Below are 24442 nucleotides of genomic sequence, written 5' to 3' on the forward strand. Positions count from 1 at the left end.
GGTTTTTCATTTAAACTTTTAAAACCAGCTCCGTCACACTTTCCACGTGTGCCGTCTGAGGGAACATGTCCACAGGCTGAATTCCATTTACTTTATATGCGGGACTAAGAACTGAGATATCTTTCGCCAATGTCGATGGGTTACAGGATACATAGACAACTTTCTTTGGCTGCACTTTTAAAATAGTTTTAAGCAGCTGCTGATCCAGGCCGGTTCTTGGCGGGTCGACGATGATGACGTCTGGTTTCCAGCCTTCTTTTGTCCATTTTGGCAGCCATTCTTCGGCTTTGCCGACCACATATTGGGCATGTTTGATGCCGTGGCGTGAGGCGTTTTTCTTGGCATCTTCGATCGATTCTCGAATAATGTCCATGCCGCGGATCTCAGCTGCCTGTTCTGCCACCCATAAGCCAATCGTTCCGACTCCACAGTAGGCATCAGCCACTTTCTCTTTCCCAGTAAGTGCCGCTGCTCTTTTTACTTCGTTGTAAAGCTTGACTGTCTGTTCCGGATTGAGCTGGAAGAATGTCCGGGCTGATAGTTCAAACTGCAGGTCTCCAAGTGTTTCTTGAATAAAGTCGCTTCCTTCAAGATTCATCGTTTCCTGTCCAAAAATAAGAGAAGTTTTTTCACCATTAACATTTTGGATGATTGATTTTACTTCAGGCAGCTCGCTCTTGATTTTTTCAATAATAATATCCCTCTTTGGAAGGTCTTTTTGTGTAGTAATCAGAACAACCTGAAGCTCGCCTGTCTGGATTCCGACTCTGACAACTATAGTTCGAATGATTCCTTTACGAGTTCTTTCATTATAAATAGGAATTCTCAAATCCTGCAGAATTCTTTTAACCGTTTCTGTCGCCTTGGTTGTTTGCGGATGCTGGACGGCACAGTGTTCGATGTTAATGAGACGGTGTGAATTCATGCCATATAACCCTGCCAGTACTTTTCCGTCTTTTTGGCCAACCTGAAATTGGCTTTTATTTCGGTAGTTCCATGGGTCTTCCATACCAATTGTTTCTTTTATATTGAGCTTTTCAGGGTTAAGCTTTGTATGGCGCTCCAAAGCCTGAATAATGATATCACGCTTCTCCATCAACTGTCGGTCATAGCGGAGATGCTGGAGCTGGCAGCCGCCGCATTCGTGATAAACAGGGCATGGCGGCTGGACGCGGTACTCAGATTTTTTTCGGATTTTTTTTATTTTTGCCTCAGTAAATTTAGGGTTTACTTTCGTTGCTTCTGCCACAATTTCCTCGCCTGGCAATGCTCCTGGCACAAAGACGACCTGCCTTTTAAAATAGCCGACGCCCTCGCCGTTGATGCCAAGTCTTTTGATGGTCAGCGGAAATGTCTGCTTTAATTTTAATTTAACGGTTTGTTCCTGTTTCATGGTGCTTCATCACTCCAAGTTACTCGATGCTCCTCCATAAGTAGAGGGAGGCATAGCTTAAATAAGGATTCCAACTCTTTGAAAAATTCTCCATTTCCTGAAGAGTCGGTTTCGCTTCTAATTGAAATAGTTTTTTTAATGCATTTTGTATGCCTATGTCTGCGAACGGAAAAAGGTTTGGCCTGCCGAGTCCGAACATCAGGAAGTTCTGCACTGTCCAGGGGCCGACACCACGCAATTTGATTAGTTTATCATAAATTTCGTCATCTGAAAGATTTTTAAGCTGTTCAAAGTTTAAATTTCCTAAAGCTGTCTCCTTTGCAATACCGATTACATACTCTGCTTTTCGTCCGCTGAATTGCAGTTGGCGAAGATCTTCTACCGTTAGTTCTGCCACTTTTCCCGGAAGGGGATAGAACCAGGCGCCATCCTTCTCAAAGCCAAAGGTTTTAACAAATCGTTCGGTTAAGGTATGCGCGAAAGCAAGGTTCAGCTGCTGGTGAATGATACACTTCAGAATGCATCCATACGGATCAAAATCGAGCACAATCGGTGTTCCATAATGCTCATCGAAAATTGGCTTTAATTCTGTATTTTGAAAATGCTGATGAATCGTCTCCAGCGGAAGATGCCACTGAAAGATTTCCGATAGTCGTTTAGCCGCTTTTTCTTTTAACGGCCCTTCTGTTCCTTCTATTATAAATTCCGGTGCTTCTGTTGTTCCGATGGCTTTAACTTGTGCCACGACCGGGGTGTTATCCAATAGCATCGGTACTTTTACAGACCGGCTCTCTATATCAACCTGATTTAGAGGGTCAATCGCCAGCCTGTCCAGTACAAGGTCAAAATTATAAGGCCCTTCTACTTGTATTTTCTCCAAGAAGATCCGTCCTTTATCATTTTCCCCGATTATAGCATTTTTCGGTCGTACATTACTAAAAATGTACGGATAATATAGAAAAAGACCCTGAATTTGGGCCTATTTCATGGACTTTATACTATTTGAACGGATTTCCAAGTCAGTTTACTGGCCAAAACTACAAATTTACCGGCCAAATTGGCTAAAATACCGGCCGATTTTCTTATTTTACCGGCCAAAATGTACTTTTTACCGGCTAACCTCGGAAATGGAAAACAGCTTTTTACTTAATCCGCTAAAATTGGCTTTTATCAACCAAATTTATTAGTTTATTTGCCAAGGCATATCATATTTCGGCCGAACCTAATCAGTACAGCATTCTCTCTTTAATCGCCTGTTCCCAGGTTAGATCATCAAGGCTTTTAAATGAATAGCCGCGCTTTTTTAAATCCTGAATGGCTTTTTCCAATGCATCGGCATTATCCTTCGAAACAGTGTGAAGAAGCAGGATACAGCCAGGATGAATTTGGCGCATAATATTATCATAAGAGTGTTGCCAGCCTTTTTGCCGATCCGTGTTCCAGTCAACAAAAGCCAGTGACCAAAATACATGGGTATAGCCTTCTTTTTTGGCTAGAGCCAGTGTCCTTTCGCTGAAAATTCCGCGAGGCGGGCGCAAATAGGCCATTTGCTTAACACCTGTCAGCTTTTCGGTCTCTGCCCGGACCATTTCAAGCTCTTTTACAAATTTCTCATCGCTGACTCTTGTCATATCTGGATGATGCCAGGAATGGTTGCCAATAATATGCCCTTCAGCAGCCATCCTTTTAACAAGATCTGGCGCACTTTTTAAATAATGTCCTGTTACAAAAAATGCAGCCGGAACTTCTTCCTTTTTTAAAACGTCCAAAATCTGACCTGTATATCCGTTTTCATAACCATTATCAAAAGTTAAATAAATATACTTTTTGCTTGTGTCGCCTTTATAATACGAGCCATGCCTTTCAAGCAATGAATCCAGCGGTTTCCCTGCTTCAGCCGGCACCTCATCCTTTGCTTTTTTAAACCCCCAGTGGATCGGAGAGTTTCCATAGTCCGCGTATGCTGTTCCAGAAAAAAACAGGAAAAAAGCACTCAGGACGATGCTTAGTTTTTTCATACTGAGCTCCTCCAAATATTTTTTTCTTAGTGTTTGTGATAGGGATAAAAACATTCGCAGGCGGGATTGGCAAAAAATTGCACAAAAAAAAGAGACCTGTTACAGTCTCTCTTGCTATATTGATTAGAATACACGCTCTTTGAATTGAGCTAATTTTTCAAGTGATGATTTATCTACATCTTTATGAAGGCTGTTGCCATGGGAGTCCATTGTGACAACGGCTGTAAAGCCTTCAACCTTTAAGTGCCACATTGCTTCAGGGATGCCGAACTCCATAAGGTCCACGCCTTCAACAGACTTGATGCAGTCTGCATAGTATTGGGCCGCTCCGCCGATTGCGTTTAAATAAACGCCGCCATGTTCCTGAAGGGCTTCTAATGTTTTCGGACCCATTCCGCCTTTTCCAATAACCGCACGGATGCCGAATTTTTTCATGATATCACCCTGGTAAGGCTCTTCACGAATACTTGTTGTCGGGCCAGCCGCTTTTACATGCCACTTGCCTTTCTCGTCTTTCATCATAACCGGGCCACAGTGGTAAATAACCTGTCCGTTAAGATCAACTGGAGCATCATGGTCCATTAAGTGGTGGTGGATGGCGTCACGGCCCGTGTACATCATCCCGTTGATTTGTACCACATCCCCTACCTTCAGGCTGCGGATCTGCTCTTCAGTAATTGGCGCCTGCAATGTAACAATATTTGCTTGTTCTTCCGTTTCCACTGAGGCAGCTGTTTCAAGCTCAGCTTCAGTTGCACCGAAGTCGATTTTCTCGCCTTCCTGGTACATCCACTCATTAATCTCGCCAGTTTCCATGCTAACTGCAACACCAAGGCGGCGGAATGCCCAGCAATTGTAGGCAACAGATACGAAGAAGCTGGCAGGGATACGGTTCATAACGCCAACTTTACAGCCTAGAAGTGTAGTTTCTCCACCAAAGCCCATTGTGCCGATTCCTAGTTCATTGGCGTTTTCTAGCACATATTCTTCCAATTTGCGAAGATCTTCATTTGGATTCACATCATCTACAGAGCGGAAAAGCTGTTCTTTTGCGAGGTCATAGCCTGAAGAACGGTCTCCGCCGATGCCAACGCCAATGAAGCCGGCGCTGCAGCCTTGTCCTTGTGCCTGGTAAACAGAATGCATGATGCATTTGCGGATGCCGTCCAGGTCCCGGCCAGCTCGGCCAAGACCTTCAAGCTCGTAAGGAAGACTGTATTGGATATTTTTATTTTCACAGCCGCCGCCTTTTAAAATTAGGCGTGCGTCGATGTAGTCTTTTTCCCATTGTTCAAATTTAATTACAGGCGTTCCATACCCAAGGTTGTCCCCGCTGTTTTCGCCAGTCAAAGAGTCAACAGAGTTCGGGCGAAGCTTTCCGTCTTTTGTTGCCTTGGCAATCGCATTTTTGATCGCTTCCTTCATTACAAGCTGGTTAGCGCCAACAGGTGTTTTAATTTTGAACGTTGGCAAACCTGTATCCTGGCAAATTGGCGACACATTATCGTCAGCCATTTTAATATTATTTGTAATCGTTGCTAAGCTCATTGCTGCTCTTGTACCGGCGCTTTCTCTTTCTTTCGCCGCTTGTATTGCACGGCGGACGTCGCGCGGAAGATTTGTAGATGTTTCAACAATCAGCTGATACATGCTTTCCTGAAACTTTTCGATGTTCATTGCTCTGGTCCCCTTCCCTTGCTCCCTATATAGCTCTTATCTATTATGAAAATTACAATTATTTATCGTCTACCATTATACTCCTATCCGAAACTTATTTAAAGACCCACCTTGCAATCGTTTACAGGGTTAAAGCGGAAATTTCGTCATGCAAAAAGGGATAGCAGGAATAGTGGCCTGTTTCTTACAAGGTGGCGTGGTATCAGCAAAAAACAGAATTTGAAAGGCAAAAGTCACGTTTTCTCTTTTACAAGGGAGTACTTTTATACAGTAATGGTGGCAACAATTAAAAAAGAGCCTATAGGCTCTTTTAGTTCTCTCGGTTATTAAATTCACGGCATTTGGATTCAAGGTCGTCAATCATTTCGATTAGACGGTCAATGTCTTCGAGTTCCGTGTCTTCTGGCTCAATTGCTTCCAATACGTCAAGGAACATATTTAAGCGATGTTTTAAAAAGGTTACTTGCGTATTTTTGTCATGAATCGGACTTCCCAAAACGTTCTCTCCTTTCGTCTCGTTTACATCCTACATGAATTTCAGTATTTCGGCAAATAGGTAGTTGTACATAATATACCCACCCTTCCTCCTGCTCAATATCCCTTTTCAAAAAAATTGCTGGCGGTTTATTTAATACTCTTTAAAGGAATAGTCATCATAGGAAGAGGAGGGATAGAAATGTTTTTTTCAAGTTGGCAGGATATTGGAAGAGTCCTTTTAATTGGATTGTTGAGCTATGCTTCGCTTGTCCTGTTTCTCAGAATTTCGGGCAAACGGACTTTATCAAAAATGAATGCATTTGATTTGGTCGTGACCGTTGCCTTAGGTTCGACCCTTGCCACGATACTTCTTAACAAAAAAATTTCCCTTGCTGAAGGGCTGACAGCATTCGCACTTCTAATTGGACTTCAATATATGGTTGCTTGGCTCTCCGTCCATTCATCCAAGTGCAGTGAGTTAATCAAATCCAATCCTGACCTGCTATATTATCAGGGGAGTTTTATAAGCTCTTCATTAAGTAAGAACCGTGTTTTGGAAGTCGAGGTTTTGCAGGCAGCACGTGCGCAAGGCATTTCTTCTTTAAATGATGTGGAAGCCGTAGTGCTTGAAACCGATGGGAATATTTCCGTCATAAAAAAAAGCAGCTCAAGCAGCAGCTCAACCCTTTCAAATGTAAGACTAGAGAAAAGCTGACGCCATAAAGGCATCAGCTTTTTATTTGATCTTCTGTTATTCCGGCTGCTTTTCCTTCACGGCTGGAGTCAGCTGCCCCATATAGGCGGCCATTTTCGCGGTCTATCTGAATGGCCTGTACATTGCCGATTCGGCTAGGTTCATCCCCGAACTCGAAGCCTTTGGACTCCAATTCCCCTTTTGCCTCCATACTAATGCCGGGCTCCCATTCAATCAACGGACCTGAGCTCGCAAATATCCTTGGCTCTTCAATCGCTTCTTTTAAATTCATCTTATGATCAACCACATTAATAATCGTCTGGAATACTGAGCCGATTATTGTCGGCCCCCCAGGTGAACCTAGAGTTAGGACCGGCTTATCATTCTTAAACAAAATCGTTGGACTTTTGCAGCTAACCGGCCTTTTATCTGGCTGAGCCTCATTAATTCCGCCCGGGTTGGCATCAAAATCGGTTAACTCATTGTTAAGCAGGAACCCATACCCTTTTACCATAATGCCAGATCCAAATGGATGCTCTACCGTAGAAGTGCATGCGGCAATATTGCCCCATTGGTCGACAACGGTAAAATGGGTTGTTTCACTCTTCTCCAAATCATCAGGCTGGCGGATGACTTGATTAGGCTCCCCATCTTGGAATTTCCATGGGTTGCCGAAATCGATTGCATCATTTCGCCGATTAAAGTTAACAGCTTTTACCCTCTCCGCAATATAATCATTATGAAGAAGCCCTTTAATCGGCAGATCCGAAAATTCCGGATCACCTGAGTAGGCAATTTTGTCAGCAAAAGCTAATCGCATCGCTTCCGTTATCAGATAGTACTTTTCCCATGACTTTACATCATACTGGCTTAAGTCAAACTTCTCAAGGATTTTTAAGATCTGGATTACCGTTAGCCCCCCAGCGCTCGGAGGGGCAGATGAAGCTATTTTGTAGCCTTTGTACTCTCCCCAAATTGGCTCGTCAACTGTCAGCCGGTAATTTTTAAGATCTTCAAGGGTCATGAATCCGCCTTCTTCCTTCAGGTTTGCAACAATTGCCTCTGCAATTTCTCCTTCGTAGAATGCAGGAATCCCTTCTTTTTGCAAAATGCGGAATGTTTTAGCCAGATGTTCTTTGACAAGGCTATCTCCTTCTTTAAGTGGTTCATCGTTAGGAAAATAAAAAGCCCTCGCTTCCTTGCCAAGTCTGTAATGGAAATCCTGCAGTGCTTCTTCCAGCACCCAGTTTACTTCAACACCGCTCTCAGCAGCATCTATCGCCGGCTGAATTAAATCAGCAAGCGGTTTTGAGCCATGACCCTCCAAGGCTGCATCCAGTGCTTTCAAAATTCCCGGAATGCCAACAGCGGTACCATGGGTTGAGCGTTTGCGGAAGTCAATGACTTCCCCTTTATCGTCCAGGAACATTTCTGGATGAACACCTTTTGGAGCTCTTGTATGTCCATCATATATTTTTACATCTTTCTTTTTATTATCATATACCATAAAAAAGCCGCTTCCGCCAATGCCTGTCATCATAGGCTCCACTACATTTAAGGCGAATTGGATGGCAACGGCTGCATCTACTGCATTTCCGCCTTCCCTTAAAATCTTTTCGCCAATATCGGTTGCGACCGAATGAGGACTTACAACCATACCGGCCGTCCCAACCGCAGTTTCTCTTTCATGTGACTGTTTCTCCATATCCTTTGATAATGATTTCCCTCGTCTATAACCCATCCTTTTAACCTCCAAAGATTGTCCTCTATCTATACTTAAGGGTTACCCCCCTCTTCTATATATGAAACAACCATGATTAGGAAGAGGAACCATAACAACATGATCCTTTCCTTTTCCACAAAAAAGCCTCTGCCCATTAGTGGCAGAGGCTTTTTTCTTTTAAATTATAGGTTATTGCTGTTCTTTTGAACATCCGGGCTATAGCTTACAGCACTTTCATCGCGCTCAACAGGGTAAGCAGAATCTGTGCTGTTCATTGAGCCAGTTGTTTGAAAGCCAGATGTTGAGTCTGAATTTTTGCCAGAGCTTGCACTTGAATCACCGCTGTTTTCAACTGGATTTTCCATTAGCTCAGAGCCGGCTTCTTTTACTTTTGAACCGATATCTGCGAGTTCGCTTTTTGCTTCCTTAGCTGTTGACATAGCTTCGTTTGAAACTTCTTTCACCACATCCATATTGCCAAATACATCTTCGTTTACACGCTGATATAAATTCTGTGCATCTTTAATTGCATCTTTCAATGTGTTTGAAGCATTTTTAAACTGATTAATCATATTTTCTTTTATATCGCCAGGGTTATCTTTCACTTCAGAAATAAGGTTTGCTGAGGTATCTTTCAAATCCATAGCTTTCGTTTTCACTTTTGTTCTTGTTTGGGTATCAAGCATTGCCAGCGCTCCGCCAATAATTCCGCCAAGAACGATGCCTTTCATTAGCTTGCTGTTCTGTCCATTATTGGAACTCATTGTATTCATGTTTTGTCCGTAATTTGAACTCATTGTATCCATGTCCTGTCCATAAGTTGAGCTCATTGTATTCATGTCTTGTCCATAAGCTGAATCCATAGTAGTTGTTGTATTTGTTGTGTTTGTTGTATTATAAGTATTCTTCTGATCCATGTTGATTCCTCCTCTTAATTTTTAAATTTAATTATTGATTGTTATTGAATTAATTCCCGCAGGAAAGAAAAATAAACTTTTAAAATGCATTTTTAGTTCAATCTATCGATTGACATTGGCTTTTAAAGATTAAATAATGTCAAAGGACTTCGTTTAAAAGGAGATTTCTATGAATACTGAACTTTTACCCATAACAACTAAATATGATCCGTGGGAAGCTTATATGGACATAGAACAGCATGGGGGATTACGATTATCAAATATTGAATTTACGACTACAGTTTTATGCAACATGCGCTGTGAGCATTGCGCAGTGGGCTATACACTGCAGCCAAAGGATCCTGACGCTTTGCCAATTGAACTATTGCTGCAGAGGCTTGAAGAGATTCCGCATTTAAGATCCTTGAGCATAACAGGCGGCGAACCAATGCTTTCAAAAAAATCAGTGGAAAACTATGTAGCGCCTTTACTCCGCTACGCACATGGAAGAGGGGTCAGAACCCAGATAAATTCTAATCTAACATTGGAATTAAATCGTTACGAAGAGATCATTCCGTATTTGGATGTCCTGCATATTTCACACAACTGGGGAACAAAAGAGGACTTTATAGAAGGCGGATTTGCCATGATGGAGCGAAAGCCCAAAATCGAGCAGCGCCAAAAGCTTTTTAACAGAATGATCGAAAACAGCCGGGAACTCGTTAAAGCTGGTGTTATGGTATCTGCCGAAACAATGCTGAACAAACGGACACTGCCCCATCTTGAAACAATCCATAAACAAATTACCGAAGAAATGAATTGCCAGCGCCATGAAGTCCATCCGATGTATCCCTCGGATTTCGCTTCTTCATTGGAAACACTATCTCTCGAAGATCTAAGATCAGCTATCCACCATCTTTTGGATGTGCGGAATGAGGATACATGGATGCTTTTTGGCACCCTGCCCTTCTATGCTTGCAGCAGCAATAAAGAAGATTTACAGCTATTAAAAAGATTGTATTCATCTAAAAATGTAACAGTCAGAAATGACCCGGATGGCCGGTCACGTTTAAATGTAAATATTTTCTCAGGGGATGTTATCGTTACTGACTTTGGTGATACACCTCCCCTAGGGAATATTAGGGATGACCGGCTAGAGGATATTTATCAAAAGTGGGGCAAAACGGAGCTTGCCGATTCTCTTAATTGCCATTGTCCCGGGGTCAGATGCCTTGGACCTAACGTGCTTGTGAAAAACAGCTATTATAAAGAAAGCGACTTTAAGAAACTTCGATCCAATATTTAACAAGAAAAGCCAGCCTTAAATGGCTGGCTGCTTTCTTATCTTGGCCGTTCGGAAACGACAAATCCAAATGTGACGTGATCCTGAATGGGGATCCATGCACCAATACCCTGAGAAGTTACATTTTTGATGACAATCATTCTTTTGTTCCCTTTTAACATTAGGTAAACTTCCCCATACGTTACTTTCCCTTTTTCATTAATCGCGGGTGCATAACCATATAGATAGCCTAATCGTTTGGGAGGAATATTATAAATATGATCTTTTTTTGTACCTGCCCCAATGATCGTCTCAAAAGCAAGTGGAAGTCCTGACTTTTCCATCGCTTTCAGGAGCATCATTTTCTTCACATCTTCTGCATTGGGAACTTTTGCTGTTAATCCCCCATGGACAACCTTTTGCGCTTCCTGCACATAATGGATTTGGTACGGTGCTTTTCCTCCGCGATTGTCAAAGTAGTTCGTGTTAATTTTTTGGTACTCCCAGTTCGGAGAGGTTTCCGATGATTCATAATTAAGCGGCCATTGCCCGAGATAAACGATTGCCCGGTATCCGATTGCAAAAGGAGTGCTGCTGACCGAAGTTTCATTCAGCATACGGATGAGATCCGGATTTTCGATTTTTACCTTGGAGGAGTCAATCAGCTGCTGGGCCAATTCACTCGGCTGCAGAGTTGGCATATCCTGCGCCGGATTCGGATAAGTATTCTCTTTCGTAACATTCAAAACCGAATTTGGAACGCTGATCGATTTTTGCGGCTGTTTTGCAGGTTTCTCAGCCCCTTTTTGTGCCTCGGCGGCCGGATGGAATGACAGCATTAATATAAGACCTAAAAAAAGAATGCTAACGTATTTTTTCATGATGTCTTACTCCTTTCAACTCACAATCTTTTTAGGTTTGATTATAGTTTTTTCGGAGGACTGGGATATTATCCATACCATGAAAAATAAGCCTGAATACACGAGCTATTATTTCAGCCATATTTTTATTTGTAATAATTTTGTAAAAATCAGAATATTTACAAATATCAAATTACGTTGTATAATTAACCTACTCTCAACAAAAGGAGGCCAGATGAAGTCAACCCTAATTTTATTTTAAAAGGAGGATGAATCCGTTTTTTGTTAAGTCATCAGCAAGTTAGGTTACGTGATCAAATCTCAACATGAAGGTTGGTGATCAATGCCTGAAAGCGAACAGAATACGATTCCTCTAAAAACATATACCTTTATGAAAAATGTACTTAAATACCAATATAAAAACCGGCTCTGAGATCCATTCAGAGCCGGTTTGTTTAATGTTGCCTGATTTCGAGTCTTACTAGTCTATAACAGATAAAAACCTATTCCCATAATTATATATGCAGCCAGCAGGGTAGCTCCTTCAAACCAGTTTGTTTCACCATCGTTCCCGATGACAATCATTAGAAGCACGGAAGTAACCATTGCGATTAACTCAGGCAATGTAAAAACAAGCGGCATTGCTGTCGGGAACATTAAGGAGAGCAGCACGAGGACCGGCGCCACGAACATCGCAATCTGCAAGGTGGAGCCAACAGCAATTTCAACCGCAATATCCATTTTATTTTTATAAGCCATAATAATTGCAGATGCGTGTTCCGCCGCATTACCAACGATGGCAACGATCACTACACCAATGAATAGCTCTGACCAGCCAAACGCTTCTCCGACCTCTTCAAACGTATGAACCAGATTTTCCGATACATACGCAACTGCAACAGTAGCGATAGCAAGGACGGCAATCGCCTTTCCTTTGCTCCACTCCGGTTCTTCTTCCTCATGATGGCCGCCATTTTCCTCATTATGCTGATAGACGCCCCGATGGGTTACAAGCTTAAAGAATAAGGCCGCTAAATATAGTGCTATTAAAATAACGGAGATGCCGATACTGAAGGTGATGGTTTTCGCTTCGTCCATCGTCATCGCAAAGACTTCAGGGATGACAAAGGCAACGATCACGCCGAACATCAATAAACCCGAGTTATGCCTGGCATCATACACATTAAATGTCTGGGTTTTAAACTTTACTCCGCCAACAAAAAAGGATAAGCCTGCAACCAAGAGCAAATTCCCTAATACAGATCCTGTCAGTGATGCAAGAACGACGCTAACAAGCCCTGCTTTTAACGCGAAAATCGAGATAATAAGCTCGACGGCGTTCCCGAAGGTGGCATTAAGCAAGCCGCCAATCCGTGGGCCTGCTACAATGGCAAGGCTCTCCGTTGCTCTTCCCATATAGCTGGCAAGCGCAATAATCGTGATGCAGTAGATGGTAAACAGCAGAATATTGGACCAATGCATCAGTGTGCCGATGACCGAAAGCGGTACGCCGGCAAAAGCCAGCACCATAAAAATTTTATTTGTCATTTGTCTGTCTCCTTTTTCTCATAATGTTCTTTTATTCTTGCCTTCTCATCCATTTTTTTGGCATATGTGATTATATGCAAACCAAAATAGGATAAAAATCAATACTCCATATTAAATATGTAGAAATTGTTCTACTTTATTAACCTTTTTCAAAAAAAATCAAACCTATACATTTTTTGCTTATAGCTTTCCATGCAAAAAGCTGCCGTCATAAGACAGCAGCTCTTTAGTCGTCATCTGATTGCATTTTTAGCCAGTAGTTGAATGGTCATATCATCCATCGGCGGGTTATGGAGGCCAGCGCGGACATCACGGTAATAACGCTGCAGGGGATTTTTTTCAGAAAGGCTACGTGCACCGACTACCCGCATCGCCAAATCCACTACAGTAATAGCCGCGTTTGTTACAGCAAGCTTGACTGCTCCCAATTCCGGCCCCATACTGCTTCGAACTTCCTCCTCTTCTTCATCCCACCGCTTTGCAACTGAATATAGAAAATGGCGGGCTCTCATTAGTTCAAACTCCATCTCCCCGATTTTTTGCTGAACGTTCGGTAAATCAATGATGGAACCTTTAATGCTATTTGGTGAATATTCTTCTGCAAAAACGATCGCATAAGTTTGAGCCGCCTGGGCAATGCCTAAATAACACGCAGGAATATGAAGAAGCCACCCCGCCGCCCCTTTCTTGCCGGGCTGAAAGAACTCGACCAGTGCCTCTTCTTTTACACTGACATCATTTAAAATAAGGTCGTGGCTCCCTGTACCCCTCATTGCGATGCTGTCCCATGTTTCCTCGAGTGATACACCGTCTGCAGTCCGGGGAATCAGAAAATTTCCCGTTTCTCCACTTTCTGCAATCGTAGCGCTCACATTAAAGTAATCAAGTACAGGTGCCATCGTCGTAAAGCTTTTTCTGCCATTGATAACCCATTTATCACCATCTCGAACAGCAGTCGTAACAGGCTTCCCTCCCCTGGTCGGACTGCCTGTTTGGGGCTCCGTCGCACAATTGTTCATTAATGCACCATGCTGCACTTCTTCACATAACGCCTTAAAGGTTGATTCTTCCCAGCTTTTTTTCTCGCCAAGACTTTTAATGATTCCCATATGCCAGCCAATTGATAAAGCCGTAGAACCATCGCCTTCCGCCATCTTTTCCTGCAAACGGATAAATTCAAAAAGAGAGATTTCCTCGCCTCCATAGCGTTTGGGAATGGTTAATGACGTATATCCTGACTCTTTCAGCTCTGCGATATTTTCAAAAGGGAACCGGCCCTCTTTATCATTTTTAGCTGCTCTTGATAAAAATTTTCGGGAAAGCTCTTCCATTAACTGGACTCGTTCTTCAATGGTATTCAATTCCTGGAATTTCATGATTGAGCACCCCTTTCTTTTTTAAGCTGTAATCCTTATTGTTTTTGTCGGAATTATTATACTAAATTTTTATGAAATTGTTCTAGCCGGACGCCTTATTTGTCATAAAACAGACAGGAACACACAGATTAAGATGGAAGAAAGGAAGGGAGAATTATGTATGAGTGAACAATAAAAAAGAAAATGATGGACATGCTTGATGAATCTGGTGTTGGAACCCTAGCAACCATCCAGAACAGCAAGCCCTTCAGCCGTTTTATGCTATTTTTCCATGAAGACCTGACGATTTATGCGGCCACAAATAAAAATACCCATAAAGTGGAGGACATTGAAGCGAATCCATATGTCCACATTCTTCTTGGACTCGATGTTAAAAATACGAACGGAGAATACTTCGAAATCGAGGCCAAAGCGAACATTGATTCCTCCCTGGAAAGCCGCCGAAAATTCTGGGATGAAAAGCTGCGGGATTGGCCCTCTGGCCCGGACGATCCCAACTATGTCCTTTTAAAACTAGAGCCTGAACATATTCGATATTTTTCCAAGGCGGGGGAAGGTCCGGAAGAATTATCAATATAAATACAAGGAAGAGAGATCCTCTTCCTTGCAGCTCTTATCGCAGATTAACGGGCAGTAAAAGCCCGATTAGTTCAACTAACCATAAGTGGAGAATAAAGTACCCCCCCACTTCGCTTTATACAATCTCGAATGTTTCGACAACCTCAATGCTGTCTTCCACAGAGCGTACCATTGAACAGTTCTTTCTCGTCAATTCAAGTGCTTTATGAAGCTTCGCTTCATTTAAATCATTACCTTTAATGAGAAAGTGGATATGTACCTTTTCGACCCGATCGGCGATTTCTTCATTTCTTTCGACACTGGTTTTAATTTGAATATCCTCAAAATCCATTCGCATTTTTTTCATGATTTTTCTAAGGACCCCTCCGCTGCACACAGCCAAAGAAGCGACGAGCAGCTGGAAAGGCCTAAAACCATATTCCTCATCCCCTGCAATATCAAGGCGGCCAAATGGCAGCTCAGTATAAAAACCTACTTCTTCCTTCATTTTGAAATCCATTGTTTTCGCCCCTTTTTACTTTATATTTATATAGAGATTACACTATTTTTTCAGTAAACAAAACCATTATGTTAGTTTCATTCGGGATATCGCCTGATTCTCCATTATATTTTTCTTGCCAAGACTTCATATTCCCGATACCATCATTTAGGAGACATTTTTAAGTTGCTTTCAGAAAAAGAGGTTTTAATATGAATAAAGAAACAATGCGTTTTTGGATACTTATTAGCATTGTTGCGATTTCAGGGTTCAGCCAGGGAATGCTCCTTCCGTTAATCGCCATTATTTTTGAAAATGACGGCATTTCCTCCAGTTTGAATGGCTTGAATGCAACTGGGTTATATATTGGGATACTCCTAATCTCTCCTTTTATGGAGTATCCACTGAGAAAGTATGGGTATAAGCCGGTTATTATACTGGGCGGACTCCTTGTCGTTCTCTCCCTTGTTCTTTTTCCGGTTTGGAAGTCATTCTGGTTTTGGTTTATTTTGCGGCTCCTGATTGGAATTGGCGACCATGCCCTTCACTTTGGAACACAAACATGGATCACGTCATTTTCACCGGAGAATAGACGCGGCCGGAATATTTCACTGTATGGATTATTCTTTGGAGTTGGATTTGCTGTAGGTCCTTTAATGGCACCGCTTGTAAAAATCAATGAGACACTGCCGTTTATCATATCTTCCCTTCTATGCCTGATCGCCTGGATGTTTTTATTTACTCTGAAAAACGATTATCCGGAACAATCCATTGAAATCAATTCGTTTAAAGAAACAATGAAGCGTTTTTCAAAGGCTGCCAAATATGGCTGGGTGGCATTTTTACCGGCTTTAGGTTACGGATTTCTTGAGGCTTCTTTGAATGGAAGCTTCCCTATATATGGCCTGAGAATTGGGCTTGAGGTTTCCAGCGTATCACTTCTGCTGACTTCGTTTGCAATTGGCGGAATTGCGTTCCAGCTCCCACTCGGAATCATGAGCGATAAATATGGAAGACGCAATGTTTTAATGGGTGTACTTTTTATTGGGTTTATTAGCTTTATTGCTGCAAGCTTGCTGGAAGAATCGGTGCTGGCGCTTACCGTGTGCCTCTTTATTGCCGGAATGGTGGTTGGCTCCACCTTTTCACTCGGTATCACCTATATGGCAGACTTAATGCCTAAAAATTTATTGCCGACTGGGAATTTGCTTTGCGGGGTCGCTTTTAGTGTTGGAAGCCTAATTGGCCCTTATATCGGCGGACTTTTTATTCAATTCTTTAAATCAGTCAGCTTTTTTAACATTATTAGCATTATGCTTTTGCTAATCTTCCTTGCAGTTACATTATTCGGAAATAAACAGCCGGCTTTTGAAAAAAGCCAGTCATTTTAAGGGGATCTGTATGGAGATCCTCTTTTTTGTGGAGTTTGACGGCTTATCAGGAGGAATTTTTCGCTGCAGATGCTCGTTGACATGTTAATTTGAGCTTTGGCCATTTTATATGCAAGTTTTTCATTTGAATCATCTTCATTTAATGGCAAGTTTTAAAATATTTTTGCACACACCAGATATACACAAAATCCTCATGTTAGCGATAATAGTTCATTTGTAACATTTATCCTCTCCTTCCGTCTAATGGAATGAGGTGAATGGGATGAAGTATATTACGGCATTTTTATTATCTTCTTTTTTACTGGCTGGCTGCTCACCGGCCAATGGCGTTAACCCATCTGCAGACAACTATGATCCACAACCAAAAGATGTAATTGATTCTCATGGAAGCATTGAACATTTAGAAGAACTTGATCGATTTATTGAACAAGTTGACAAGCAGAAAAAGGCTAAAGTGCGCATTGTCCAATATACAATTGAAGGGGAGCCCATTCTGACAGACTTGGATTATAATAGGGAAATCATTCAATATCAACACGACACGACCAGAGACCAATACGGCTCTGGCAGCATAACTAAAAAAACTTGCCAAAATATCGCCAAAACAGAAACCAATACAGAAACATACTATAATCTCAGCTGCAGCGGGATCCAGGAGGAAATCATTTATGTAGAGCATGACAGCACCGCTCAGGACCGCTTTGAGTTCCACTTGAAGTATGGCGTTGGCAAAAAGAACGAAATCAATACAAAAAATCAGGAGCTTGTAAAGGATCTGCAAAATGGGGAAATGGTGACTGTCAGCGATTTTCAGTTTTCTGAAGAAGAGTTAAACAGAATATACAAAGCAATGATTTTTGCAAACTATTTGAGTGAAGTAAATTTATCAGACTCCTGTAATCAAAAACCATATGAAAGCTACGAACTAACCGTCTGGATAAATAGCGGGGAACGTCATTTTGAATGGACCGAATGCGACAAAAGCCCGGATGGCAAAAAAATGTCGGCTATGAAAGACCAAGTCCTTGAAATCCTTAAGCAAAATGAAACCTACAAAGCGCTCCCCCTCTCTAAAGGGTAATGAATAAAAATCAAGCATTTGTCACAATTCTAATGGACTGTTTACCTTTTCAATTCATAGGTTATATAGTAAAATAAAGATAAATAGAATACAATATTTGCATAATGCTAATTGCATTATCTCATATGACCGGTTTTACTGCTGTCACCTCCATGGTGGCAGCTTTCGTCGTTTTTTAGGGGTATTGAATGTGATTATTCTTCTCAATAAGGTGATTGAGAAGAATCATTATACAGACAACCGGAGAAAAATTGGAATTTATATAAACACAACTCATTTTAGGAGGAGAAACCATGAGTATGGAAGCAAAGGCTTTACTAAAAAGCAGCAATACACCTGATGAAAATTTCTTGGAAAAAATAAAACCCCATGCCGAACTAATTGCAGCTCTTTTCAGCGGTGTACTAATCCTTGCAGGCTGGCTATTGGACCGCAGCGACCTGACAACTGCATCCATTTTCACCTATTTGATGGCCTTTATCATTGGCGGTTTTGCCAAGGCGAAAGAAGGCATCGAGGAAACGATTGAGAATAAAGAACTGAATGTTGAAATGCTGATGATATTTGCAGCAATTGGATCAGCTATTATCGGCTACTGGACAGAAGGTGCCATTTTAATTTTCATTTTCGCGGTTAGTGGCGCTTTGGAAACGTACACAATGAATAAAAGCCACAAGGAAATTTCATCTCTTATGGAATTGCAGCCGGAAGAGGCGTTAAGAATTACTGGCGGAACCGAGGAACGCGTCCATGTTTCAGAGCTGGCCATTGGGGATCAGATTTTGGTTAAGCCCGGTGAAAGGGTTCCGTCTGATGGAACAATTGTAAAGGGGTATTCTTCCCTGGATGAAGCTGCCATTACCGGGGAATCACTCCCTGTTTCCAAGACTGCTGACGAGCCGGTATTTGCGGGTACAGTTAACTTGAACGGTTCGATTACAGTTGAAATAACCAAACCGAATAATGAAACGCTTTTTCAAAAAATCATTGAGCTTGTACAATCTGCACAGAGTGAGAAGTCTCCTTCCCAGCTTTTTATTGAAAAGTTTGAGGGCACATACGTAAAAATTGTTTTGGCCGTTGTTGTACTAATGATGTTTGTACCTCATTTCCTTTTAGGATGGAGCTGGACAGAGACCTTTTACAGGGCAATGATCCTGCTGGTAGTTGCTTCGCCATGTGCCCTTGTCGCATCCATCATGCCGGCAACTTTATCGGCAATTTCAAATGGTGCCAGGCACGGAATCCTTTTTAAAGGCGGCGTGCATCTCGAAAACTTAAGCCACCTAAAAGCGATTGCTTTTGATAAAACCGGGACTCTGACAAAAGGGAAGCCGGAAGTAACAGATGTCGTGGTCAAACAGGGCCTTGCTAAAGATGATATGCTGCTGAAGGCAGCTTCCATTGAAAGCCACTCCAACCACCCTCTTGCGAATGCAATTGTCAAATATGCCAAAGAAAATCTTTCCGTACCGCTTGTTCACCCGGAAAGCATTGAAGATGTAACTGGCTTTGGCGTCAAGGCCACTGTTGGTCATGATGAATGGAAAATAGGCAAGGCAGCCTTTGTTGGAAAAACGGAAGCGAAGGCATTTGCAGACGGTGCTGCAGACCGAATGGCAAGCGAGGGGAAAACAGTCGTTTTTATTCAAGTAAATGATGAAGTTGTAGGCCTTATCTCCTTGAAGGATGTGGTCCGCGATGAAACAAAGCAGGCCCTTGACCAGCTTAAAAAGCAGGGCATTTACACCATTATGCTGACAGGGGACAGCCAAACAACTGCTACAGCCATTGCCAGTGAAAGCCATGTAAATGATCATATCGCTGAATGTCTACCTGAAAATAAAGTTGAGCATCTTAAAAAACTGAAGGAAAAGTACATTAATGTAGCAATGGTCGGAGATGGAATTAACGATGCCCCTGCCCTGGCAACTGCCAATGTAGGGATTGCCATGGGTGAAGGAACCGATGTTGCATTGGAAACTGCTGATGTTGTTCTAATGAAAAATGATCTGCCTAAAATTGCGGAGGCCATTGACCTATCACGCCGCATGAATCGAATTATAAAGCAAAATGTCATCTTTTCCATTACCGTCATCATGTTTTTGATTGCATCCAATTTCCTGCAGATTCTTGATTTGCCTTATGGTGTTATCGGACACGAAGGATCCACAATATTGGTTATTTTAAACAGCTTGAGACTGTTAAGGTCATAAGAAAAAGCCTGGGAACTCAAACTCCCAGGCTTTTTTGAAGTTGGACAGTACTTATACAAGTACCTATTTGCTTATTAATGATAACCGTTTTGCCCGTTAGCAGAACCGGATGTTTTTTGTTTTGGTTTATTCTTCCCTTTTTGCTTCGTGCCGCCGTCTTTTTTCGTATGTTTTGTCATGATAAGCCCTCCTTAAAAGATGAATTCCCCCATCTATATTGTGTAACTATAGACGCTTTTTTAAGAAGGAAACTGCAGGAATTTTTTCAGCAATCTTCTTTTTTGAATTTAGTATTGATGGCATTGATTTCCCCGCCGAGAATGATGATAATTCCCGATATGTAAAACCAGATCATCAGGACAATGATGGCCCCTATGCTACCGTAAGTAGCGGAAAAATTGCCAAAACTGCTGACATAGTAGGAAAAAGCAAGCGAAGACAGCACCCAGCCAACTGTGGCAAAAAGCGCTCCCGGCACCGCGCTTATACAGGTCAGCTTTTTATTGGGCGCAATCCAATAAAGGCCAGTAAACACAATAAAAAGGATGATTGGACTGACCAGCCAGCGCAGCATATTCCATATTGCCAGGAATTGGCCGGATAACCCAAATTCTGAAAATAAAAACAGTCCGATTTGCTTGCCGAATACAGGCAGAAGCAAAGCCAGCACAAACACAAAAATCATGGCAAAGGTCAGCAATATGGCCATTCCTCTTGCAATTAGAAACGGGCGGCTTTCTTTTACGTCATATGCCTTATTAAAAGCCCTTACTACCGCATTAATGCCATTGGAAGCAGACCAAATGGTTGCGATGATCCCAAAGGAAAGCAATTTTCCATTTTTCTGCGTAATTTCATAGATATTTGTTTCAATCAGCTTCATCGTTTCGCCCGGGGCAAAATCCCGAATAACATTTAATATGTCTTCTGTTGTAATCGGCAAATACGGAAGCAATGTCACTAAAAATATTAATAAAGGAAAGAGAGAGAGAAGGAAAAAATAAGCCAATTGGGCGGCAAGACCCAGCACATCATCTTCCTCTATTCTCCTCCATAAGTTTGGAATCAGAGTCGAAAAAGCTCGTCCCATTCCAACACCTCGCTTGAGTTTAATGCGGAGCCCGAACCGTCTCACCAGCAGATTCCTGTGGCGTTCCGCTTGATCCCTTCGGCTTTATATCGCTAAATGCCTGTTTGGTATTTTGGACGATTTCTGTTACTTCTGGAGCCATCTCCTTTAACTCCTCAACAGTCCCAGTAATAAAAGCCACATCCTCACTCACTTGCTCAATTGCTGTCTTGACTTTATTCGATACTTCCTTCACCTGGGTAACGGCTTCATTTGGATGCTTTAAATAATAACCTACATCACTGGACGTTTTTTTGCAGTTATAGACAACGGTTTCTCTTGTTGTCTTATCCAGCATGCTCAATGCTCCTCCTGCAAGTGCCCCATAAAATACACCTTTCCAAAACAATGATTTCCCCATATTTTATTTCTCCTTTGGCAAATTTATTATATGAAAATTTAATTCATTTTTTCCCTTTTTTTAAAATAACGAAACCTTTCTGTTCCGCATATTGGTATCGTTTGTATTATGTACAATCCGTCTCTCCTATATTTTCTACTAATTTCCATTGCAGATGCAACCCTTAATTCAGTTGACATTTTTTTAAGAACATGGAAAGATGAAAAGAAAAGCGGAAGGCGCCCGCTTAAGGACGCAGACTAAAAACGCCACGTCCTGTGGCAACGTCTGCATGACCCGCATCCTGCGGGCCTCAAGCATAAGACGAGCCCTGTAAGAAAGTGTTCTTTCTTCTGAAAGGGATTGGCTTATGTTTCGAGTCCCTTGGAGCCGAAACTAGACAAACTTATGACCTCGAGCCGATGGCGCCTGTAGCTAGACAATTGAAAAGCGGAGACCCGTGACCTTACAGTTACTGCTTCTTCAAATACATAACAATGAGAGGATGTCCGGCATGAATAATTTATCGGAAAAATCGGTTGAAAATGTTGAGTTCATGATTGAAGCAATTAAAGAAAAGTTAAAGGTTCTAAATCTAGGGGCTATCAAGCCATCCCATTTTGATGAGGAAATGTATGAAGAATTAAAAGACATCTACGATCTTGTTATGAAAAAAGATTCCTTCAGCCCAAATGAAATGCAGGCATTGGTAGAAGAGCTCGGCAATCTTAGAAAAAATAAATAAATTGAAAGCAGCCAGTTTTGGCTGCTTTTTTACTGGATGCTAATAAAGTCCTTCTCCCTCAATGATCCCCGATATCAATAAAGTATGGTGTTCAGCCAATGAAATCTCCACGCCTGTATCCAAATATCGGATAAATGGACGCTGCAGGCTCTTAAGGATTTTCGTTACAATTGCTTTCCTGCCATTATTTAAAAGAACCTTGCTCCCAGGGATATAGGATGGAACTTCCTGGACAAACTGTTTAACCAACTCAATGGTAAATACCGTGCCGCTTTTCGCCATCATGTATTCCATTGCTTCATGAGGAGGCATTCCATCTTTGGAAATTAAATTATCATACATATTGGAAATTCCGCAAATTTGAGCAAATTCATGGATTTGGCTGCCCTCCAACCCCCGGGGACTGCCGCTTCCATCTGCATGCTCATGATGCTGATAAGACATATGGGCTGAAAGAAGACTGATTTCACGTCTTTTTCGAAGAAACTCAAATCCTTCCTTGGCATGGTCTTCTCCGTTTTCTGCGATTGCTTTTCCGATATCATGAAGCAGGGCACCTACAGCAAGATCCCGAATTTGCCTCTGCGAAACCTGTCTTTTTTTCGCAAGCTTTAGAGACAGCAAAGCCGTGTTGACCGCATGGGCAAAGTCCCTTAGTTCCTCAGCCAGCGTCGAAGCAGGAACCAGGACAATCGCTTTGCGCCTTCCAACTTCTTCTGCAAGCTTCAAGGCCAGCTTCTGCACTTCGCGGACCGGAAACTCCTCCTTATTTGCCGCAGCCTGGAAAGCTCTCTGCACCGTTTCAATTGCATCGATCCATGTTGGAAAGTCAACCATTTCATCTATTGTGATTCCGGAAGACTCAGCATCTTCCACAAATAAATACCGGATATCCATTTCCTTCAGCCTGCCCAAATATACCGGGTGGATCGAACGGCCTGCAGCAAGGAGGACACGCCTCTGCTTGTCATAAATCGGCTTGGCCAGCTGCATTAAATTATGATTGTATTCATCTATGCTAATCAGTCTCATTTTCACCACCTCCATTTTCCTTAAGTATACAAATACAAGGATAAGCTGTCATTTGATTTTCAGGATAATTTACTGAAAACACCGAAATATATTCTTGTTTACCCAATCACTAAAAACCCCCTGCCACTTTCGGCAGAGGGTTTTGAAAATTTAAGCTATAATAATTTAAGCGCTTCGCGGGTAAAGGCAGGGATATCGTCCGGCTGGCGGCTTGTGACCAGCTGGTTCTGGCAAACGACTACTTCTGTGTCCTGATAGTTTGCGCCGGCGTATTCCATATCGACTTTAATGGACTTGTAACCTGTAGCGTCGCGGCCTTCAAGCGTCTTTGCTGTAAGGAGCAGCTGCGGCCCGTGACAGATGGCAAAAACCGGCTTCTTATCGTCCATGAACGATTTAGCAAACTGTACGAAACGGTCATCTGCACGAAGCTGGTCTGGTGAGAACCCGCCTGGCAGGAATAACGCATCAAAGTCCTGCGGGTTTACGTTATCGATGCTCTCATCGATTTCGACAGCTGCTTCTCCTTGCTTCCCTTTTACAGTTTTCCCCTTTTTCTTCTCAATCGTTACCACTTCATGGCCTGCTTCTTTAAATGATTGGGCAGGCTCTGTATATTCTGCATCTTCAAACATATTCGTCATTAAGCAAGCGATTTTTTTACTCATAGGTAATCCTCTCCTTTGAAAAAAATCTTCACATAAGGAGATTTCCCTTATCGGACGGGCTTAAACGTTAGATTGCATATTTCAGGAGAAGTTTTAAAACACCTGGCTGTCCATTCTTCTCGCAAAATCAACAAACCTGAATTTGTCCGGCCTATGCCTGGATTCCGTGTATTGGAAGAGTGTTGCGTCATCAAAATAAATATAATTTTTCACAACGACAATCGCATGGAAGCCTTCCATATCCAGGAGCTTCCGATCCTCTGCAGTCGGTTCCTCCACTGTAAATTCCTTTTTTGCAAAACTGATTTTTTTCCCTAACTCTCCTTCAATATAGGCAAAGATAGAGCTTTGGCATACTTCCTCAGTTAAGCGGGGCACATATTTTTCAATTAAAAAATCTTTGTCCAATATGATTCTTTCATCTTCTATTTTTCTGACACGGAAGACTTTCCACACTTTTTCACTTTTTTCAATTTGAAGATGATTCATCGTCTCAGAATCTGGCTGAGTTAAGGAAAAACTGTCTACAATCGTTTCTGCCCGCTGGCCCATTTTTCCGGCAAGCTCCTTAAAGCTGACCAGGCCCGAAATGGGGAACTGCAGCTTTTTTAAATCAAGAACCATCGAGCCTTTGCCGCGGATTTTCTGGATATATCCGTTTTGGGCAAGCAAATTCAAAGCCTTGCGAATGGTTTCCCTTGAAGTTGAATACATCTCAGTCAATTCATTCTCTGAAGGCAGAATGGATCTGGCGGGATACTTGCCCTCCTGAATATGCTGGGCAAGTTCCTCATAAATTACCAAGTATTTATTTCTCATTTTTATCACCGTTTAGTCCA

General features: G+C 42.1%; 23 protein-coding genes. 7 read left to right on the forward strand and 16 right to left on the reverse strand.

Annotation, left to right across the window (positions count from 1 at the left end):
- Positions 1 to 10 precede the first annotated feature (10 nt).
- From rlmD to DFO73_RS21285, 5 genes are all read right to left on the reverse strand, one after another.
- On the reverse strand, positions 11 to 1393 hold the full coding sequence (rlmD, locus tag DFO73_RS21265) for a 23S rRNA (uracil(1939)-C(5))-methyltransferase RlmD (RefSeq protein ID WP_110066701.1): 1383 nt from the start codon (positions 1391 to 1393) through the stop codon (positions 11 to 13).
- A gap of 19 nt (positions 1394 to 1412) precedes the next feature.
- Positions 1413 to 2279, reverse strand: a complete 867-nt coding sequence (locus DFO73_RS21270) for a DNA-3-methyladenine glycosylase family protein (protein WP_181396086.1) — start codon at positions 2277 to 2279, stop codon at positions 1413 to 1415.
- A gap of 340 nt (positions 2280 to 2619) precedes the next feature.
- Positions 2620 to 3411, reverse strand: coding sequence for a delta-lactam-biosynthetic de-N-acetylase (pdaA, locus tag DFO73_RS21275; protein WP_110066703.1), 792 nt, complete (start codon positions 3409 to 3411; stop codon positions 2620 to 2622).
- Between the two features lie 123 nt (positions 3412 to 3534).
- Positions 3535 to 5088 (reverse strand): fumarate hydratase, encoded by a 1554-nt coding sequence (locus DFO73_RS21280; RefSeq protein WP_110066704.1) that lies wholly within the window; start codon positions 5086 to 5088, stop codon positions 3535 to 3537.
- 310 nt (positions 5089 to 5398) lie between these two features.
- Positions 5399 to 5584, reverse strand: coding sequence for an SE1561 family protein (locus DFO73_RS21285; RefSeq protein WP_110066705.1), 186 nt, complete (start codon positions 5582 to 5584; stop codon positions 5399 to 5401).
- Positions 5585 to 5764: 180 nt separating this feature from the next.
- Between DFO73_RS21285 and DFO73_RS21290 the strand changes: the two genes are divergently transcribed.
- Positions 5765 to 6280 (forward strand): DUF421 domain-containing protein, encoded by a 516-nt coding sequence (locus tag DFO73_RS21290; RefSeq protein ID WP_110066706.1) that lies wholly within the window; start codon positions 5765 to 5767, stop codon positions 6278 to 6280.
- A gap of 13 nt (positions 6281 to 6293) precedes the next feature.
- On the opposite strand, the gene ggt is transcribed toward DFO73_RS21290, so the two are convergent.
- Together ggt and DFO73_RS21300 are read right to left on the reverse strand one after the other, a co-directional pair.
- Positions 6294 to 8000, reverse strand: coding sequence for a gamma-glutamyltransferase (gene ggt / locus DFO73_RS21295; protein WP_110066707.1), 1707 nt, complete (start codon positions 7998 to 8000; stop codon positions 6294 to 6296).
- 164 nt (positions 8001 to 8164) lie between these two features.
- Positions 8165 to 8899, reverse strand: coding sequence for a YtxH domain-containing protein (locus DFO73_RS21300; RefSeq protein ID WP_110066708.1), 735 nt, complete (start codon positions 8897 to 8899; stop codon positions 8165 to 8167).
- Positions 8900 to 9062: 163 nt separating this feature from the next.
- On the opposite strand from DFO73_RS21300, the gene yfkAB reads away from it, so the two are divergent.
- Positions 9063 to 10184 carry a radical SAM/CxCxxxxC motif protein YfkAB gene (gene yfkAB / locus DFO73_RS21305; protein WP_110066709.1) on the forward strand — a complete coding sequence of 374 codons (1122 nt, stop codon included), beginning with the start codon at positions 9063 to 9065 and terminating at the stop codon, positions 10182 to 10184.
- 35 nt (positions 10185 to 10219) lie between these two features.
- Here the strand turns inward: yfkAB and DFO73_RS21310 are convergent, their stop codons facing one another.
- From DFO73_RS21310 to DFO73_RS21320, 3 genes are all read right to left on the reverse strand, one after another.
- Positions 10220 to 11041, reverse strand: a complete 822-nt coding sequence (locus DFO73_RS21310) for a YfkD famly protein (RefSeq protein WP_110066710.1) — start codon at positions 11039 to 11041, stop codon at positions 10220 to 10222.
- A gap of 465 nt (positions 11042 to 11506) precedes the next feature.
- Entirely contained in the window at positions 11507 to 12568 is a 1062-nt protein-coding gene (gene cax / locus DFO73_RS21315; protein ID WP_110066711.1) for a calcium/proton exchanger, read from the reverse strand.
- A gap of 233 nt (positions 12569 to 12801) precedes the next feature.
- Positions 12802 to 13944, reverse strand: a complete 1143-nt coding sequence (locus DFO73_RS21320; protein WP_110066712.1) for an acyl-CoA dehydrogenase family protein — start codon at positions 13942 to 13944, stop codon at positions 12802 to 12804.
- A gap of 192 nt (positions 13945 to 14136) precedes the next feature.
- On the opposite strand from DFO73_RS21320, the gene DFO73_RS21325 reads away from it, so the two are divergent.
- On the forward strand, positions 14137 to 14523 hold the full coding sequence (locus tag DFO73_RS21325) for a pyridoxamine 5'-phosphate oxidase family protein (RefSeq protein ID WP_375137338.1): 387 nt from the start codon (positions 14137 to 14139) through the stop codon (positions 14521 to 14523).
- A 115-nt stretch (positions 14524 to 14638) separates the two neighbouring features.
- Here DFO73_RS21325 and DFO73_RS21330 read toward each other — a convergent pair whose 3' ends face one another.
- Complete coding sequence (locus DFO73_RS21330) at positions 14639 to 15022, reverse strand: OsmC family protein (protein ID WP_110066714.1); 384 nt, start codon at positions 15020 to 15022, stop codon at positions 14639 to 14641.
- 191 nt (positions 15023 to 15213) lie between these two features.
- Here DFO73_RS21330 and DFO73_RS21335 point away from each other — a divergent pair, with 191 nt between their 5' ends.
- The 3 genes from DFO73_RS21335 to DFO73_RS21345 all read left to right on the forward strand — a co-directional run bounded on the left by DFO73_RS21335 (position 15214) and on the right by DFO73_RS21345 (position 19689).
- On the forward strand, positions 15214 to 16392 hold the full coding sequence (locus tag DFO73_RS21335) for an MFS transporter (protein ID WP_110066715.1): 1179 nt from the start codon (positions 15214 to 15216) through the stop codon (positions 16390 to 16392).
- 262 nt (positions 16393 to 16654) lie between these two features.
- Positions 16655 to 17473 carry a DUF4362 domain-containing protein gene (locus tag DFO73_RS21340; protein WP_110066716.1) on the forward strand — a complete coding sequence of 273 codons (819 nt, stop codon included), beginning with the start codon at positions 16655 to 16657 and terminating at the stop codon, positions 17471 to 17473.
- A gap of 293 nt (positions 17474 to 17766) precedes the next feature.
- Complete coding sequence (locus DFO73_RS21345; RefSeq protein ID WP_110066717.1) at positions 17767 to 19689, forward strand: heavy metal translocating P-type ATPase; 1923 nt, start codon at positions 17767 to 17769, stop codon at positions 19687 to 19689.
- A gap of 265 nt (positions 19690 to 19954) precedes the next feature.
- On the opposite strand, the gene DFO73_RS21350 is transcribed toward DFO73_RS21345, so the two are convergent.
- Both DFO73_RS21350 and DFO73_RS21355 read right to left on the reverse strand, forming a co-directional pair.
- The gene (locus DFO73_RS21350) at positions 19955 to 20779 is read right to left on the reverse strand and encodes a YihY/virulence factor BrkB family protein (protein WP_110066718.1); all 825 of its coding nucleotides are present in this window, start codon (positions 20777 to 20779) and stop codon (positions 19955 to 19957) included.
- A 19-nt stretch (positions 20780 to 20798) separates the two neighbouring features.
- Positions 20799 to 21179, reverse strand: coding sequence for a YtxH domain-containing protein (locus tag DFO73_RS21355; RefSeq protein WP_110066719.1), 381 nt, complete (start codon positions 21177 to 21179; stop codon positions 20799 to 20801).
- 493 nt (positions 21180 to 21672) lie between these two features.
- Between DFO73_RS21355 and DFO73_RS21360 the strand changes: the two genes are divergently transcribed.
- Positions 21673 to 21903 (forward strand): DUF1128 domain-containing protein, encoded by a 231-nt coding sequence (locus tag DFO73_RS21360; RefSeq protein WP_035326433.1) that lies wholly within the window; start codon positions 21673 to 21675, stop codon positions 21901 to 21903.
- 39 nt (positions 21904 to 21942) lie between these two features.
- Here DFO73_RS21360 and DFO73_RS21365 read toward each other — a convergent pair whose 3' ends face one another.
- The 3 genes from DFO73_RS21365 to treR all read right to left on the reverse strand — a co-directional run bounded on the left by DFO73_RS21365 (position 21943) and on the right by treR (position 24422).
- Positions 21943 to 22935 (reverse strand): HD-GYP domain-containing protein, encoded by a 993-nt coding sequence (locus DFO73_RS21365; protein ID WP_110066720.1) that lies wholly within the window; start codon positions 22933 to 22935, stop codon positions 21943 to 21945.
- Between the two features lie 155 nt (positions 22936 to 23090).
- On the reverse strand, positions 23091 to 23603 hold the full coding sequence (locus DFO73_RS21370; RefSeq protein WP_110066721.1) for a type 1 glutamine amidotransferase domain-containing protein: 513 nt from the start codon (positions 23601 to 23603) through the stop codon (positions 23091 to 23093).
- 93 nt (positions 23604 to 23696) lie between these two features.
- Positions 23697 to 24422 (reverse strand): trehalose operon repressor, encoded by a 726-nt coding sequence (gene treR, locus DFO73_RS21375; protein WP_110066722.1) that lies wholly within the window; start codon positions 24420 to 24422, stop codon positions 23697 to 23699.
- Between the last annotated feature and the right edge of the window lie 20 nt (positions 24423 to 24442).

The sequence above is a fragment of the Cytobacillus oceanisediminis genome, from assembly GCF_003182355.1.
In the GTDB taxonomy this organism is placed as follows: Bacteria; Bacillota; Bacilli; order Bacillales; family Cytobacillaceae; genus Cytobacillus; species Cytobacillus oceanisediminis_A.